This is a genomic window from Pseudomonas sp. JAI111 (genome assembly GCF_024809425.1).
Classification (GTDB): domain Bacteria; phylum Pseudomonadota; class Gammaproteobacteria; order Pseudomonadales; family Pseudomonadaceae; genus Aquipseudomonas.
Genome location: NZ_JANUCB010000005.1, coordinates 97,603 through 113,351, shown reverse-complemented (window position 1 = coordinate 113,351; position 15,749 = coordinate 97,603). Strand labels below are relative to the sequence as shown.

The window sequence follows — 15,749 nt, the reverse complement described above, 5'->3', positions numbered from 1 at the left end:
GCGAGTACCCTGACATGGGCAACCTCAAGCAAGACACCATGCCGGTGATCCGCCACATGCGTGACTTCGATCGGCGCTCGGGCAACCGGCTGGAGCGCTGGGTCTTCAATTACCGTCCGCTGTTCATGCTGTGCATGACCCTGGTCACGCTGCTGCTGGGCTATATGGCGGCCACCCGCCTGGAGCTGCGCCCCAGCTTCGAGAAGATGATTCCGCAGAGCCAGCCCTACATCCAGAATTTTCTGGAGAACCGTAAATCACTGCGTGGCCTGGGCAGTTCGGTGCGGGTGGTGGTGGAGAACACCCAAGGCGATATTTTCGACCCGGATTACCTGACCGTACTCAAGCAGGTCAACGACGACTTGTTTCTCTCCGAAGGCGTTGACCGGGCCTGGATGAAGTCGTTGTGGAGCCCGGCGGTGCGCTGGAACGAAGTGACCGAGGAGGGCTTCCAAGGTGGCCCGGTGATGCCCGATGCATACCGCGGCTCGCCCGAAGACATCGACCAGTTGCGCCAGAATATCAATCGCGCCGGCATCGTCGGCAGCCTGGTGGCCAGCGATTTCAAATCGAGCATGTTGATTGTGCCGTTGCTGGACAAGGCTTCGGCCACCGGTCAAGGCATCGATTACTACGCCTTCGCGCAGCGGCTCGAAACGCAACTGCGCGACAAGATCGAGTTTGCCGGTGACAGCCAGGCACGCAAGGCCGGGGAGGAGGGCAAGGGCAAGTACAAGGTCCGCGTGATCGGTTTCGCCAAGCTGATCGGCGACCTGATCGATGGCCTGATCCAGGTGATGATGTTTTTCGGCCTGGCGGTGGTGACCTCGCTCGTCATCATTTACCTCTACACCCGTTGCCTGCGCAGCACGCTGCTGGTGATTGTCTGTTCGCTGACGGCGGTGGTCTGGCAACTGGGCATCGTCGCCTGGCTGGGGTATGCCATCGATCCGTATTCGGTGCTGGTGCCGTTCCTGATCTTCGCGATCGGTGTGTCCCACGCGGCACAGAAAATGAACGGCATCATGCAGGACATCGCCCGTGGCACCCATAAACTGGTGGCGGCGCGGTACACCTTCCGGCGTCTGTTTATCGCGGGGGGCACGGCCTTGCTGGCGGATGCGGTGGGCTTTGCGGTGTTGATGCTGATCGACATTCCGGTGATCCAGGACCTGGCGATCACCGCCAGCATCGGCGTCGCCGTATTGATCTTCACCTCGCTATTGCTGATGCCGGTGGCGCTGTCGTACATCGGTGTCGGGGCGAAGGCGGCTGAACGGGCGCTGAAGATCGACACTCGCGCGGCGCAGAGCCGAGGCTTCGGCAAGCTCTGGGATTTTCTCGACCGCTTCACCACGCGCAAGTGGGCCACGGGCATCGTGCTCGGGGCCGTGGCGTTGGGCATTGCGGGCTTCATGGTCAGCCAGCAATTGCAAATCGGTGACCTCGACAGTGGCGCCCCGGAGCTGCGCGCGGACTCGCGTTACAACCGTGATAACGCCTACATCACCAGCCACTATGCGCTATCCAGCGACCTGTTCGCGGTGATGATCAAGACGCCGCCTGAAGGCTGCCTTAACTACCAGACACTGATCCTGGCCGATCGTCTGGCCTGGGAACTGCAGCAGTATCCGGGCGTGCAAGCGACTTCATCGCTGGTCAATGCCGTGCGCCAGATCACCGCCGGTTCGTTCGAAGGCAACCCCAAGCTCAACAGCATCCAGCGCAATCAGAACGTGCTGAACTACGCGGCACAACAGGCCTCGGTCAACGCGCCGGAACTGTTCAATACCGACTGTTCGGTGATGCCGGTCATTGCCTTTCTCAAGGACCACAAAGCCCAGACGCTGGACGCCGTGGTGGCCATCGCGGACAAGTTCGCCAAGGACAACAGCACGGCCGATCGCCAGTTTCTGCTGGCCGCTGGCACCGCCGGCATTGAAGCCGCCACCAACATCGTGGTGCGTGAAGCCAACCACACGATGCTGCTTTACGTGTATGCGGCGGTGACGCTGTTTTGCCTGATTACCTTCCGCAGCTGGCGTGCCACGCTGGTGGCTCTGCTGCCGCTGGTGCTGACCTCGATCCTGTGCGAGGCGTTGATGGTGATCATGGGGATTGGCGTGAAGGTGGCGACGTTGCCGGTGATCGCACTGGGGGTGGGGATCGGCGTCGATTACGCCTTGTATTTGCTCAGTGTGCAGCTGCATTACCAGCGCCAGGGCCTGCCATTGGCCCAGGCTTACCGCAACGCGGTGTCCTTCACCGGCCGCGTGGTGGGGCTGGTCGGCATCACCCTGGCGGCGGGCGTGGTGTGCTGGGCCTGGTCGCCGATCAAGTTCCAGGCCGACATGGGCATCCTGCTGACCTTCATGTTCCTCTGGAACATGCTCGGTGCGCTGATCCTGATCCCGGCGCTGTCGCATTTCCTGCTGCGCAACATTCTCCCCATTCCAACGATGTCTACCGAACGTACGGCGGAACTGATCGGCACTCCCTGAACCAGGGGCCACTTCCATTGACCAGGGCAGGTTCAATGCCCTGGCATTTGCCTGAGGATTTCAATCATGTCTGATTACAAAGCACCCTTGCGTGACATGCGTTTCGTACTCAACGAAGTGTTCAACGTTTCCCGATTGTGGTCCGCCATGCCGGGCCTGGCCGACGTGGTGGATGAAGACACCGCCAATGCAGTCCTTGAGGAAGCGGGCAAGATCAGCGCCGAGCTGATCGCACCGCTCAATCGCAGCGGCGACGAGCAGGGCTGTTCCTGGAACGACGGGGAGGTGATTACCCCAGACGGTTTCGGCGTCGCCTATCGGGCCTTTGCCGAAGGGGGCTGGGTTGGCGTGGGCGGTGATCCTGTCTATGGCGGCATGGGCATGCCCAAAGTGATCGGCGCCCAGGTCGAGGAGATGGTCAATGGCGCCAACCTGTCGTTCGGCCTGTACCCGATGTTGACCGCCGGCGCCTGCCTGGCGATCAACGCCCACGCCAGTGACGAACTGAAAGCCACGTACTTGCCCAACCTGTACGCCGGGCTCTGGACCGGTTCCATGTGCCTGACCGAGCCGCACGCCGGCACCGACCTTGGGCTCATTCGCACCAAGGCCGAACCTCAGGCCGACGGTTCCTACAAGGTCAGCGGCACCAAGATTTTCATCACCGGCGGCGAGCATGACCTGACCGAGAACATCATCCACCTGGTCCTGGCCAGGCTGCCCGACGCGCCCCCAGGTCCCAAGGGTATTTCGCTGTTCCTGGTGCCCAAAGTCATGGTCAATGCCGATGGCAGCCTCGGGCAGAAAAACGCACTGTCCTGCGGCTCCATTGAACACAAGATGGGGATCAAGGCCTCGGCCACCTGCGTGATGAACTTCGACGGCGCCACGGGCTGGATCGTCGATGCGCCGAACAAGGGCCTGGCGGCGATGTTCACCATGATGAACTACGAGCGTCTGGGCGTCGGTATTCAGGGCCTGGCCACCGCCGAGCGCTCTTATCAAAATGCGCTGGCCTACGCCCGTGACCGTTTGCAAAGTCGTTCGCCGAGCGGCCCGCAGGCCAGTGACAAGGTGGCTGATCCGATCATCGTCCACCCGGACGTGCGGCGCATGCTGCTGACCATGAAAGCCTGCAATGAAGGCGGCCGGGCCTTCTCCACGTACGTGGCAATGCAACTCGACATCGCCAAGTTCAGTGACAACCCGGACAAACGCAAGCGCGCCGAGGCGCTGGTGGCGTTGCTGACGCCAGTGGCCAAAGCGTTTCTGACCGATCTTGGGCTTGAATCCACCGTGCACGGCCAGCAAGTGTTTGGCGGCCACGGCTACATTCGCGAATGGGGCCAGGAACAACTGGTGCGCGATGTGCGGATCACCCAGATCTACGAAGGCACCAACGGGATTCAGGCGCTGGACCTTGTCGGACGCAAGATCGTCGGCAGCGGCGGGGCGCTCTACAAGCTGTTTACCGACGAGATTCGCCACTTCAGCGCAAACGCCTGTGCCGACCTCGCGCCATTCACCCAACCGCTCAATGCAGCCCTGGACAACCTCGACGAATTGACCGCCTGGGTGCTGGACCGCTGCACATCCAACCCCAATGAAATCGGCGCAGCGTCAGTCGAGTATCTGCACGCCTTCGGCTACACCGCTTATGCCTACATGTGGGCACGGATGGCCAAGGCTGCGATTGGCAAGGAGGCGCAGGACGATTTTTATGCGAGCAAGATGGGCACCGCGCGTTTCTATTTCGCGCGCCTGTTGCCACGCGTCCAGTCATTGGCCGCGTCGGTCAAGGCGGGCAGCGATTCGCTTTACCTGCTCGATGCAACGCAATTCTGACGTGGCCGCCACTCAACAGACTCAGGAAGACCTCACAGTGGTAACGACAAAAATAATCGCTCCCGCGCCAGACGCCTACGCCTATCCGTTGCTGATCAAGAGCCTGCTGCTCTCGGGGGCGCGGTACTCGCCGGATCAGGAGATCGTCTACGCGGACAAGCTGCGCTACAGCTACCGAACGCTGAATCAGCGCATCAAACAACTGGCCAATGCGCTGACCCAGGCGGGCGTCAAGGCCGGGGATACGGTGGCGCTGCTCGATTGGGACAGCCATCGGTACCTGGAGTGTTTTTTTGCCGTGCCGATGCTTGGCGCGGTGTTGCATACGGTCAATATCCGCCTTTCGGACGAGCAGATTCTCTACACCATGAACCATGCCGAGGATGACCTGGTGCTGGTTCATGATGATTTCCTGCCGTTGATGGAGCGGATTCACGATCAGCTGACGACGGTCAAAGGCTACCTTCAGCTGAGCGACGCCGACGTGCCAGCGACCACACTGCCGGTGCTGGGGGAATACGAAAACCTGTTGGCGCAGGTGGAGCCGCACTTCGAATTCCCGGACTTCGATGAACACTCGGTGGCGACCCTCTTCTACACCACTGGCACCACCGGAAATCCCAAGGGCGTTTACTTCAGTCACCGCCAGTTGGTGCTGCATACGCTCAATGCCGTCGGCACGTTGGGGGTGTATCAAGGCGCGCCGCTGTTACGTTCCGACGATGTCTACATGCCCATCACGCCGATGTTTCATGTGCATGCCTGGGGCGTGCCTTATGTCGCGACGCTGATGGGCATCAAGCAGGTGTATCCGGGACGCTACGAGCCCAATCAACTGGTCAGGCTGTACCGCGAAGAAAAGGTCAGTTTTTCCCATTGCGTGCCCACGATCCTGCAAATGATCCTGGGGTGCGACGACGCGACCAGGACCGACTTCAACGGCTGGAAAATGCTCCTGGGCGGCAGCGCCTTGACCCACGGGCTGGCGTCCCAGGCCACAGCGCGGGGCATGTGTGTCCATAGCGGCTACGGGATGTCGGAAACCTGTCCGTTGCTGTGCGTGACCCACCTGCGTGACGCCGAGATTGAACAGCCAGCGCAAGCGCAGGTAGCGTCACGCATCAAGACTGGCGTGGCGGTGCCGATGGTCGACCTGAAAATCATCGATGCCTGCGGCAATGACGCGCCTCAGGATGGCGAGGCATTGGGGGAAATCGTGGTGCGGGCCCCTTGGCTGACCCAAGGCTACCTCAAGGATCCAGAGCAGGGTGCGCAACTGTGGGAGGAGGGCTGGATGCATACCGGTGACATTGCCTCCATCGATGCCTTGGGCGTGATCGAGATCAAGGACCGGATCAAGGACGTCATCAAGACCGGCGGGGAGTGGGTCAGCTCACTGGAACTGGAAAACCTCCTCAGCGAGCATCCCGCCGTGACCTCGGTGGCGGTTGTCGGCATTCCTGATGCCCAGTGGGGTGAACGGCCAATGGCGCTGGTGGTGTGTGCGGCGGGAGAGCGTATTACCCCGGACATGCTGGTGGCGCATCTGCATCAGTACGTTGAGCGCGGCCATATCAACAAGTGGGCGATTCCCAAGCAGATCAGGGTCGTGGCCGATATTCCGAAAACCAGTGTCGGGAAAATCAACAAGCGCCTGATCCGTGAACACGAACTGAGCCAGCAAGCACTGGAAATTGGCTGATCTGGACTAGACTCATGCGAGTTAGCTCAGTGACTTACTCGCGTGAGGCCTTGGACATGGCAAAGGAAAAAAAGCGCAGCAAAAAAAGTGATGCCGACGAACACCCGAAGATGACTAACAAGCAGTACCTGGGTGAACTGCGACGACTGCACGTCGAGCTTGTGAAGTTGCAGGAATGGGTGCAGGACAAAGGCATCAAGGTTTGTATTGTCTTCGAAGGCCGCGATGGCGCCGGCAAGGGCGGGACCATCAAGGCACTGACCGAACGGGTCAGCCCGCGCGTCTTTCGGGTCGTGGCGTTGCCTGCACCGACCGACCGCGAAAAAAGCCAGATGTATGTTCAGCGTTACCTGCCGCATCTGCCTGCGGCGGGCGAAATAGTGATTTTCGACCGCAGTTGGTACAACCGCGCGGGCGTCGAGCGAGTCATGGGGTTTTGCACCAAGGAGCAGGCTGAAAGTTTCCTCAAGGCCATTCCCCTGGTGGAGCGCGCGATTGTCGATTCGGGGGTGATCCTGCTCAAGTATTGGCTGGAAGTGAGCCCCGAGGAGCAAACACGTCGGCTTGAAGAGCGCATCAACGACGGACGCAAAATCTGGAAGCTGTCGCCCATGGACCTGAAGTCTTACAGCCGCTGGTATGACTATTCGCGTGCCCGGGACGACATGTTCAAGGCGAGCGACACCGAACACGCCCCCTGGCTTGTGGCCAATTCCAACGACAAGCGCCGGGCGCGCCTGAACATCATTACCGACATGCTCAGCCGTATCCCGTACAAGAAGGTGCCGCGAGAGAAAGTCACGCTGCCCCCACGGCAGAAACCCGGCAACTATCGCGAACCGGATCATCCGTTGCGGCATGTGCCCGAGAAGTTCTGAGTACCTGCGATCAGCCGGCCGGTTCGGCCGTACAACTCATCGCCACTGAGCCAGGCTTCTGGAAAACTGCAGTATTGTCGGTTTGCCAGAAGCTGTAGCTTCCCAGCGCATCCTTGCCGATGTAACGGATTCCTACATCACTCTGCACCTGGTTCAGGGTGATCGAGGTGTTGGCCCATTTCAGGTACACAACACCGGGCTGGGTGATGAAAAAGGTGGCGGCAACCAACACGTTCAATCCGTTACATCGAAATGCCACGGGGCCTTCAGTCAGTCTATCCGGGTCCTTGGTCCGCACAATGGCCGAACCCTGGCGCAACTGGTACGCACGCTCGGCATAACTGCGGATGACGCACGATTTGGGCACTGGGTCGGAGGCACACCGATTGCGTGTATCGACCCAGAACTGCTGGTCGATGATGACGTTGTCTGGCGGCGGTACTGAACGCTCATCCGTGAGCGCCAGTCGATACAGGCGCATCAGTTCAACGTCCATCTGCGCCAGTAGCGGGTCGCGACAGATCAACTTTTCGACGGTTGCCTTTGCCGTGGCGCAATCGAAACTGGTTTTGAAGGACGCCGCGTTGGCACAGGTGCTCGTCGCCGCGCACAAGCTGGCAGCGAGCAGGCAGGTGAAAAGGGTCGCGACCGTTTTCATGTTGGCTTCACCCGAATCATTGCGTGATGCGCGGATTGCCGTGGGCCTCTCTGTCCGGTGAGCAGTCATTCGTTTGCATAGGGTGTATCGCAGTGTAAGCCAGTGCTCGAAACTTGCCACTCTCGCCCGCCGGCGGGTGTTTTTTCAGAATCGATCCAGCCTGTAGGGTTCAAGGGCCGGCAACCCTAGGGAAGGAGGCACCGTCTCAGGCAAGGCGATTTGCGCGATCAGTTCGGCGGTCACCGCCGCTTGCGTCAGCCCCAGGTGCTGGTGACCGAAAGCCAGCAGGACCTTGCCGTCGCACACCCGGTCGATGATCGGCAGGGAGTCAGGCAAGGAGGGGCGAAACCCCATCCAGGGCGTGGCCGCCTGCGCATTCAAGTCCCGGGTGAACAGGCCGGCACTCAACCGGTGCAATTGCCAGGCGCGCTCCATGGCCGCCGGCCGCTCGAGGCCGGCGAACTCGACGGTGCCGGCCAGTCTCAGTCCATCAGTCATCGGAGTCATGATGAACTTGCGCTCCAGCGAGGTGACGGCGAAAGGCAAACGCTCCTGCTCATGAGGCAACATCAGGTGATACCCGCGCTCGGTGTCGAGCGGCACCTGCTTGCCGGTCAGCGCTGCCGTCAGCTTTGCCGAGTGGGCGCCGCAGGCGATCAGTACGCGACGCGCCGTCAGCGGGCCTTGATCGGTGATCAGTGAGACGCCGTCCGCCTGGAGACGGGCGCTCAGGACCTGTTGCTTGAGGAAATGCACGCCGCTGGTTTTGGCAGCCTCTACCAGTTCACAGACAACCTGGTAGGGGTCGAGAAAATGACCCGTTTGCGGAAAAAACAGTCCGCCCTGAATACGCTCGCTGAGTTGCGGTGCCGTCTCGCGCACCGACGTGGCGGACCAGTAGTCGACTGGCACCTGTTGATGCTGCATCCGCGCCTGCAGCGATTCGATGGCCTGGCGCGAGTCGGGGCGTTCGAATACCAGTAATGAACCGTCCTGACGTAGCAGATCGGGGCGGGCAATGTCCTTCAGCAATCGATGCCAGGCGCCAAGGCTGCTTTCGTTGAGTGCGCGCAGGCCGGACACGGTCCTTTGGAAAGGAGCTGCGCGCAGATTCAATAGCAGGCGCGTGAACCAGGGCAGGGCGCGCGGCAGGTATCTCCAGTCCAGACGCAGCGGGCCCATCGGATCGATGAGCATGCCGGGCAGTCGTTTGAGGATGGACAGGTCGGCGATGGGAAACACCTGTTCGGTCGCCAGGTGCCCGGCATTGCCGAACGAGGCGCCCCGGCCAGGGTCTTGCTGGTCGATGACCACCACTCGCAGACCTTGGCGTGCCAGCCGAAGGGCACAGGCGACGCCGATGATGCCGGCGCCGACCACGGCAATGTCCGGGGGCTCTGTGGCGGGGCCGCTCGTCCGGATCGCTTGGTGGCGAGCGGAGTTGGCGTGCTCGCCGATCAACGTTTGGCCTGTCACAGTCATGGCGCTTTCCTGGCGATAAGGGTGGACCCGGCGGCGAAACCGGGTGCTGACGCAGTGGGCTCGGTCAGGTTGAAATCAGGCGACGTTGTGTTCTGCCGACCAGTGCTTGTACCACTGGCGGAACAACGCGTACTGGTTCTCGGCGTAGTGCCGTTGGGCATCGCTCAACACATCGGTTTCGTTGAAATGCAGGGTGTATTCCTTGTCGCCATTGAGCACCATCAGGTGCTTGTAATAGAGCACCAGGTCGCAGCCCTCGTCGAAGGACGACAGCACCGCCAGCGCCGATTCCAGTTCGGTAGCCAGGCGACGGGCCTTGGCGTCGCCCTTGGCCGCTTGCTTGCTCAGTGTCACCAGTTGCAGCACTTCACGCGGCAGCGCATTGCCGATGCCAGTGATCGCGCCAGTGGCGTTGCAGTTGACGAAACCATGGACCACCTGGGTGTCGACACCCACCATCAGGGTAACGTTGTCGTCCGCTGAGGTGATGTTCTCGGCGGCGTAGCGCAGGTCGGCGGCACCACCAAACTCTTTGAAGCCGATCAGGTTCGGGTGTTCGCGGCGCAATTCGAAGAACAGGTCAGCACGGGTGGCAAAGCCATAGTAAGGGCTGTTGTAGATCACCGCCGGCAACTGCGGGGCCGCCTGCAAAATAGCCGAAAAGTGCGCTTTTTGCGCGGCGGGTGAGGCCCCACGGGAGAGAACGCGTGGGATCACCATCAGGCCATGGGCGCCGACGCTGGCGGCATGGGCCGCGTGGGAAATCGCTTCGCGGCTGTTGACGGCGCCGGTGCCAACGATGGTCGGAACGCCTGCGGCGACCAGACGTGCCACGCCTTCCTGGCGCTCGGCTTCGGTCAGCAGCGGCCAATCACCCATGGACCCGCAATACACCACCGCACTCATGCCGATGTCGACCAGTTCGCGACCCTTGGCCACCAACGCATCGAAATCCGGTTTGCGTTCGGCGGTGCAGGGGGTCATCAGCGCAGGAATGCAGCCAGTGAAAATGCTATCGCTCATTTGTTCAGCTCCTTGACGCGTTTATTCAAATGACGGAAAGGTGAAGTGCCGCGTGGTCGCTCAAATGCCCCACGCGAAGGGATCCTGTTCGTCGATCAGCAGTGTGCTGTCGGCGGTCATGAAGGCCTGGCCGGTAATGAACGGGCGGATGCGCTCGCCTTCCCATTCGTAACTGCCGAAAAACTGACTGCCGGTGATGCTGGCCTGGACCCAACGCTCGCCGGCGGCGAGTTTTCCATCGGCGGCCAAGCAGGCCAGTTTGGCGCTGGTGCCGGTGCCGCAGGCCGAGCGGTCGTAGGCTTTGCCGGGGCACATGACGAAGTTGCGGCTGTCGGCGTGCTTGTCGTCGGCAAACAGTTCGACATGGTCGATCAGCGCGCCGCCTTCGCCATGAACACCTTGGGCCTCCAGCGCCTTGAGCATCGCCCAGGTGTATTCGGTGAGGGCTTCGACATTGTCCAGTTGCAACGCCTGGCCGTGGTCGGACACCAGGTAGAACCAGTTGCCACCCCAGGCGATGTCGCCGAACACGCGTCCGTATCCGGGAACATCGACCGGGACTTGTTTGCGGTAGCGGTAGGCGGGCACGTTGCGCAAAGTCACCGTGCCGTCTTCATGCAGCGTGGCGTCGACCGGGCCGACCGGCGTGTCAATCTTGTGCACACCCGGCGCAATGTGGCCCAGGTAGTGCAATGAGTTGACCAGGCCGATGGTGCCGTGACCGCACATGCCGAGGTAGCCGGCGTTGTTGAAGAAGATCACGCCACACGTGGCATCCGGCGAGACCGGTTCACAATACAGGGCGCCGACCAACACATCGTTGCCGCGGGGCTCCAGCAGGCAGGCCCGACGCCATTGGTCGTGGTGATCGCGCAGGGCATCACGCTTCTCGACCATGGTCTGGCCGGGCAGTTGCGCAAAGCCTTTCATCACCAGGCGGGTCGGTTCGCCGCCGGTGTGGGAATCGATGACGTGGATGCGTTTCATGAACGTGCCTTCGCCTGACATAGCGTCGCCTTTTTGTGGGTTGTTGGATCGGCAGGTGTGCATGCAATGGCCACAGCGTGAGCGTGTCAGGGCATTTGCGATTGATGTTTTGCGTGGGCACGGATGACGAAATCGGCACAATGCGCGTGCACAAGACGACCACATCGCGGACACCTCGACACGGCTCCCGCCTTGGGTCAATCTGCGCGAAGAAGGCTTTTGTCTATTCAGAGAAAGGGGGAACAGGATTCATGACGCAGCACGCCTTAGCGATCCTGTGCCAGGGGAACGAGCTGAATCGTCCCGACACCCTCGATGAATTGCTGGCGGGCGTGGCGTTTCTGTTACCGATGCTGGATGTGATCCCTAACGCCGCGATCTTTATCAAGGACCGTCAGGCGCGCTATGTCATGGCCAACCGCACGCTGGTCCAGCGCTGCGGATTGAAGCAGTTGCAACCGTTGCTGGGGAAAACCAGCGCCGAGGTGTTTCCAGCACAATTGGGGCCTGGTTATACCGAACAGGATCGTCGGGTACTGGAGCAAGGCTTGGTCCTGGAGGACCAGCTGGAATTGCACTTGTACGGCAGTCGGGAACCCGGTTGGTGCCTGACGCATAAACGACCGTTGTACAACCGCAACGGTGAAATCATTGGCCTGGCAGGCATTTCGGTCGACCTGCAGTCCACCAGCGATACCCACCCGGCGTACCAGCGACTGGCAGCGGTCGATCAATACATCCGCGCGCATTTCAATCGCCGTGTCACCTTGGGCGAACTCACGCGCATCGCCGGGATTTCAGTGGCGCAACTGGAAAGGTACTGCAAGCGAGTGTTCCACCTGACACCACGGCAAATGATCCAAAAGGTTCGCCTTGAGCACGCGCATCGTCTGTTGCACACCGATATCCCCATCACCGACGTGGCTTTGCAGTGCGGCTACACCGATCACAGCGCGTTCACCCGTCAATTCAAGGCATCCACCGGATTCACGCCGCGCCAGTATCGGCAGGCAACCCGGCACGTCAGCAATGACTTCCCCGCCGTACAAACGTAATCTTCCCAATCCGCGTCCCCTATAAGAAAAATCAGGAGTCATTGATGCAACCGATCCGTCTCGGTCTGGTGGGCTATGGCAAGATAGCCCAGGACCAACACGTTCCCGCCATCAACGCCAACCCCGCGTTCCAGTTGGTGTCTGTCGCAACCCAAGGGCAGCCCTGCGCCGGGGTCGAGAATTTCCGGTCCTTGAGCGAGCTGCTTGAAAACGGCCCGCAGGTCGATGCGATCGCCTTTTGCACCCCACCGCAAGGTCGATTCGCGCTGGTGCAACAAGCCCTGGCGGCCGGCAAACACGTGCTGGTAGAAAAACCGCCGTGCGCCACGTTGGGGGAAGCGATGGCGTTGGTGAGTCAGGCGCAGGAACAGGGCGTCAGCGGTTTGTTCGCCTGGCATTCACGTTATGCGCCCGGCATCGAAGCCGCCCGTAACTGGCTGGCCACCCGCACCCTGCAAAGCGTACAGATCGACTGGAAGGAAGACGTGCGCAAGTGGCACCCTGGCCAGGCATGGATCTGGCAGCCCGGCGGCCTGGGTGTCTTCGATCCCGGCATCAATGCCTTGTCGATCGCAACCCATCTGCTGGCGCTGCCGCTGTTTGTCGAGTCTGCCGAACTGCGCGTCCCGAGTAATTGCCAGTCGCCGATTGCCGCGTCCATCAAGATGTCTGACGCGCGTCACCTCGATATCCGTGCGGAGTTCGATTTCGACCACGGCCATGAAGAGCTCTGGAGTATCGAGGTTCGCTGCAGCGAAGGCACCTTGCGCCTGGACAACGGTGGCGCACTGTTGAGCATCGACGGCGTACCTCAAGCCGTATCGGAGGAGGGCGAGTACGCCGCGGTGTATCGACATTTTCAACAGCTGATAAGCGATCAAGCCAGTGACCTGGACCTGCAACCGTTGCGCCTGGTTGCCGACAGCTTTTTTGTGGGCAGCCGGGTTTCGGTCGAGCCGTTTTACGATTAGCGCTCGTTCAGGGGCAGTGTTGATGTCACACCGACCGGTCTGCGTGGCCGGTCATTCTCTGGCAGCAGCGACGAAACCTTGAAAGGCCCCCGCGATGTCTACGTGATGGGCACCCTGAGACGGATTGATTCAGTTGGAATGTTTTATTGCCAAGGGAGTCAACCGACCATCACGTTTGCGGAACAGTCCCATGTCTATTCCCGCTCAGACGGTCAAAAACCCATTCAGCGCGCAATGCCAAGAGCCTTAGCACATGAGTGCTATCGACTCGGCATTGATGGCTGCGCGTAGCCAGTTTGCGATCACCATCAGTTTTCACATCGTGCTGGCCGCGCTCACGATAGGGCTGGTCAATTTTCTGATGGTGCTGGAAGGTCTGTGGCTGTGGCGCGGCCGACAAATCTATCTGGATGTCTACCTTTACTGGCTCAAGGTGTTTGCCCTCAACGTGGCGGTCGGGACGGCGTCGGGTCTGATTCTGGAATACCAGTTCGGACTCAACTGGTCGCGACTGTCGACCCAGGCTGGCGATATTCTCGGTCCGTTGATGTTCTATGAAGTATTGGCTGCCTTTTTTCTAGAAGCAGGCTTTCTGGGCATCATGCTGTTCGGTCTGAAGAAGGTCGGCCCCCGCCTGCATTTTTTCGCCACTTGCGCGGTTGCCGTTGGCTCATTGATCAGCGCGTTCTGGATTCTTTCCGCCAATTCCTGGATGCAGACACCCGCCGGTTACGCCATTGGCGCTGACGGCCGTTTCATTGCCGAGAATTGGTGGGCGATCATATTCAATCCGTCGTTTACCTATCGGCTGGCCCACATGACGCTGGCGGCGTTTCTAGGCACGGCGACCCTGGTCGCCGGGACCAGCGCATGGCAACTCTTGCGCTCACCGCAGAACCCGCGAACCCGCCTGCAATTCTCCATGGCGCTGTGGCTGATTGTGGTGTTGGCACCAATGCAAATCCTTGTGGGTGACCTGCACGGTCAGCACAGCCTCAAGTTCCAGCCCCAGAAGATCGCGGCCATCGAAGGCTCATGGACACGTCCGCCACAAGGCGCGGGGGAACCGTTGCGCCTGTTTGCCATTCCCGACATGGCCGAACGACGCAACCATTGGGAAGTGGCGATTCCACGCGTTGCCTCTTTGTATTTGCGGCATGACCTGAACGGCACCATCGCCGCGCTCGATGAATTCCCTGCCGAAAACATCCCACCCGTGCCGATCGTGTTTTTCGCGTTTCGCTTCATGGTCGGGTTGGGGCTGCTGATGGTGGCCCAGGGGCTGACCAGCCTGGTGTTGCGATGGCGACAGCGTTTGTACGAGGCGCGCTGGATGCTGCGAGGCTGTGCGTTGATGGCCCCGGCGGGGTTCCTCGCGATGCTGTGCGGCTGGGTGGTGACCGAGGTCGGCCGCCAGCCTTTTACCGTCTATGGCTTGTTGCGCACAGCCGACAGCCTGTCATCGGTGTCGCGTGAGCAGGTAATCGGCTCAACCTGGACGATCCTGGTGTTTTACCTGCTGATCTTCGGCATCGGCCTTTGGGTGCTATTGCGAGTCTTGCGCGAGCCACCGCACAAGGATGAGGCCGGGCCGCAACCGACGCTGGCGGACGAGACAGGACAGGCCTGAGGAGATGATCGATGTTGGACACTGATTGGATCGTCCTGCTTTCTGCGGCGGCGCTGGCGTTCTCGGTGATGAATTATGTGTTGCTCGATGGCACTGATCTGGGCGTCGGGGTGCTGATGGGGTTGACCCGTAGCGGCGAGGATCGCCGGGCCATGGCGGTGACGATCCTGCCGATCTGGGATGCCAATGAAACGTGGCTCGTGCTCGGCGGTGGCGGCCTCCTGGCGCTGTTTCCGTTGGCCTATGCCATCCTGTTACCGGCGCTTTACGTGCCTTTTATCTTGATGTTCCTGGCATTGATTCTTCGAGCGATGACCTTGGAGTTTCGTGATTACGCACCTACCGATGCCATCAAGCGCGCGGTGGATGGCTTGTTGTTGTGCGGTTCACTGCTCGCCGGCGCAACACAGGGAATCGTGTTGGGGACTCTTGTCCAAGGTGTGCCGAATAACGCCGGGCAGTACAACGGAAATGGCCTGGAATGGCTCAACGTATTCCCACTGTTTTGCGGCGCAGTGCTCGCGCTGGGTTACACCTGGTTAGGGTCTTGCTGGCTCTATTGGCGCACGGTCGGCGAACTGCAGCGCCGATCCGCTCTGCAGGCCAAGACCCTGGGGCTGTTGACCGTGGCACTGTTGATCGTGTTGGTTACCTGGACGGCGACGCTGGACACTCGCTATGCGCAACGGCTTGCAGAACGGATTGTGTGGATGCCGGCGGTCATGCTGTTGATGACGCTGCTGATCGGCTTTGTTCTTGGCTTTCGAAGCCATCGTCAGTCCCTGCCACTGATCGGCGCCTTGGGCGTGTTCGTACTGGCGTTTGCCTTGATGATCGGGGTGCTCTTTCCAATGATCGTTCCGCCGCAACTGACGTTGCAGGCTGCTGCCTCCAGTCCCAACAGCCAGATGTTCATGCTGGTCGGCTTCGCAGTTCTGATCCCGGTAACGCTCATCTACAACACCTACGGCTTCAGCGTCTTTAGCGGGAAGGTTCGGGTGAATCATGACTGACTGG

Annotated in this window: 12 protein-coding genes; 8 read left to right on the top strand and 4 right to left on the bottom strand. The window is 60.6% G+C overall.

All coding sequences use genetic code 11. The features are described from left to right. Positions 1 to 14 precede the first annotated feature (14 nt). The 4 genes from HNR03_RS17285 to ppk2 all read left to right on the top strand — a co-directional run bounded on the left by HNR03_RS17285 (position 15) and on the right by ppk2 (position 6,926). Complete coding sequence (locus HNR03_RS17285; RefSeq protein WP_259154808.1) at positions 15 to 2,501, top strand: RND family transporter; 2,487 nt, start codon at positions 15 to 17, stop codon at positions 2,499 to 2,501. Between the two features lie 66 nt (positions 2,502 to 2,567). Continuing rightward, on the top strand, positions 2,568 to 4,346 hold the full coding sequence (locus tag HNR03_RS17280) for an acyl-CoA dehydrogenase C-terminal domain-containing protein (protein ID WP_259154807.1): 1,779 nt from the start codon (positions 2,568 to 2,570) through the stop codon (positions 4,344 to 4,346). Between the two features lie 37 nt (positions 4,347 to 4,383). Beyond that, positions 4,384 to 6,048: a fatty acid--CoA ligase gene (locus tag HNR03_RS17275; RefSeq protein ID WP_259155164.1), complete on the top strand. Its 1,665-nt coding sequence runs from the start codon at positions 4,384 to 4,386 to the stop codon at positions 6,046 to 6,048. Positions 6,049 to 6,104: 56 nt separating this feature from the next. Next, entirely contained in the window at positions 6,105 to 6,926 is an 822-nt protein-coding gene (ppk2, locus tag HNR03_RS17270; protein WP_259154806.1) for a polyphosphate kinase 2, read from the top strand. A gap of 10 nt (positions 6,927 to 6,936) precedes the next feature. Here the strand turns inward: ppk2 and HNR03_RS17265 are convergent, their stop codons facing one another. From HNR03_RS17265 to HNR03_RS17250, 4 genes are all read right to left on the bottom strand, one after another. Beyond that, positions 6,937 to 7,584 carry an MliC family protein gene (locus HNR03_RS17265; RefSeq protein ID WP_259154805.1) on the bottom strand — a complete coding sequence of 216 codons (648 nt, stop codon included), beginning with the start codon at positions 7,582 to 7,584 and terminating at the stop codon, positions 6,937 to 6,939. 144 nt (positions 7,585 to 7,728) lie between these two features. After that, on the bottom strand, positions 7,729 to 9,066 hold the full coding sequence (locus tag HNR03_RS17260) for an FAD-binding oxidoreductase (RefSeq protein WP_259154804.1): 1,338 nt from the start codon (positions 9,064 to 9,066) through the stop codon (positions 7,729 to 7,731). A 75-nt stretch (positions 9,067 to 9,141) separates the two neighbouring features. After that, positions 9,142 to 10,089, bottom strand: a complete 948-nt coding sequence (locus HNR03_RS17255) for a dihydrodipicolinate synthase family protein (protein ID WP_259154803.1) — start codon at positions 10,087 to 10,089, stop codon at positions 9,142 to 9,144. Positions 10,090 to 10,149: 60 nt separating this feature from the next. Beyond that, complete coding sequence (locus HNR03_RS17250) at positions 10,150 to 11,076, bottom strand: 4-hydroxyproline epimerase (protein ID WP_259154802.1); 927 nt, start codon at positions 11,074 to 11,076, stop codon at positions 10,150 to 10,152. Positions 11,077 to 11,327: 251 nt separating this feature from the next. On the opposite strand from HNR03_RS17250, the gene HNR03_RS17245 reads away from it, so the two are divergent. The 4 genes from HNR03_RS17245 (at position 11,328) to cydB (ending at position 15,745) form a co-directional block, all read left to right on the top strand. Next, positions 11,328 to 12,131 carry an AraC family transcriptional regulator gene (locus HNR03_RS17245; protein WP_259154801.1) on the top strand — a complete coding sequence of 268 codons (804 nt, stop codon included), beginning with the start codon at positions 11,328 to 11,330 and terminating at the stop codon, positions 12,129 to 12,131. Between the two features lie 44 nt (positions 12,132 to 12,175). Continuing rightward, the gene (locus HNR03_RS17240; protein WP_259154800.1) at positions 12,176 to 13,102 is read left to right on the top strand and encodes a Gfo/Idh/MocA family protein; all 927 of its coding nucleotides are present in this window, start codon (positions 12,176 to 12,178) and stop codon (positions 13,100 to 13,102) included. Positions 13,103 to 13,355: 253 nt separating this feature from the next. Then, positions 13,356 to 14,732 (top strand): cytochrome ubiquinol oxidase subunit I, encoded by a 1,377-nt coding sequence (locus HNR03_RS17235; protein WP_259154799.1) that lies wholly within the window; start codon positions 13,356 to 13,358, stop codon positions 14,730 to 14,732. Positions 14,733 to 14,743: 11 nt separating this feature from the next. After that, positions 14,744 to 15,745: a cytochrome d ubiquinol oxidase subunit II gene (cydB, locus tag HNR03_RS17230; protein ID WP_259154798.1), complete on the top strand. Its 1,002-nt coding sequence runs from the start codon at positions 14,744 to 14,746 to the stop codon at positions 15,743 to 15,745. Positions 15,746 to 15,749 lie beyond the last annotated feature (4 nt).

Coding starts and splice junctions, on each gene's coding strand:
- HNR03_RS17250 (WP_259154802.1), bottom strand. CDS start 11,076: ATGAAACGCATCCACGTCATCGATTCCCACACCGGCGGCGAACCGACC.
- ppk2 (WP_259154806.1), top strand. CDS start 6,105: ATGGCAAAGGAAAAAAAGCGCAGCAAAAAAAGTGATGCCGACGAACAC.
- HNR03_RS17240 (WP_259154800.1), top strand. CDS start 12,176: ATGCAACCGATCCGTCTCGGTCTGGTGGGCTATGGCAAGATAGCCCAG.
- HNR03_RS17280 (WP_259154807.1), top strand. CDS start 2,568: ATGTCTGATTACAAAGCACCCTTGCGTGACATGCGTTTCGTACTCAAC.
- HNR03_RS17265 (WP_259154805.1), bottom strand. CDS start 7,584: ATGAAAACGGTCGCGACCCTTTTCACCTGCCTGCTCGCTGCCAGCTTG.
- HNR03_RS17255 (WP_259154803.1), bottom strand. CDS start 10,089: ATGAGCGATAGCATTTTCACTGGCTGCATTCCTGCGCTGATGACCCCC.
- HNR03_RS17235 (WP_259154799.1), top strand. CDS start 13,356: ATGAGTGCTATCGACTCGGCATTGATGGCTGCGCGTAGCCAGTTTGCG.
- HNR03_RS17260 (WP_259154804.1), bottom strand. CDS start 9,066: ATGACTGTGACAGGCCAAACGTTGATCGGCGAGCACGCCAACTCCGCT.
- cydB (WP_259154798.1), top strand. CDS start 14,744: ATGTTGGACACTGATTGGATCGTCCTGCTTTCTGCGGCGGCGCTGGCG.
- HNR03_RS17285 (WP_259154808.1), top strand. CDS start 15: ATGGGCAACCTCAAGCAAGACACCATGCCGGTGATCCGCCACATGCGT.
- HNR03_RS17245 (WP_259154801.1), top strand. CDS start 11,328: ATGACGCAGCACGCCTTAGCGATCCTGTGCCAGGGGAACGAGCTGAAT.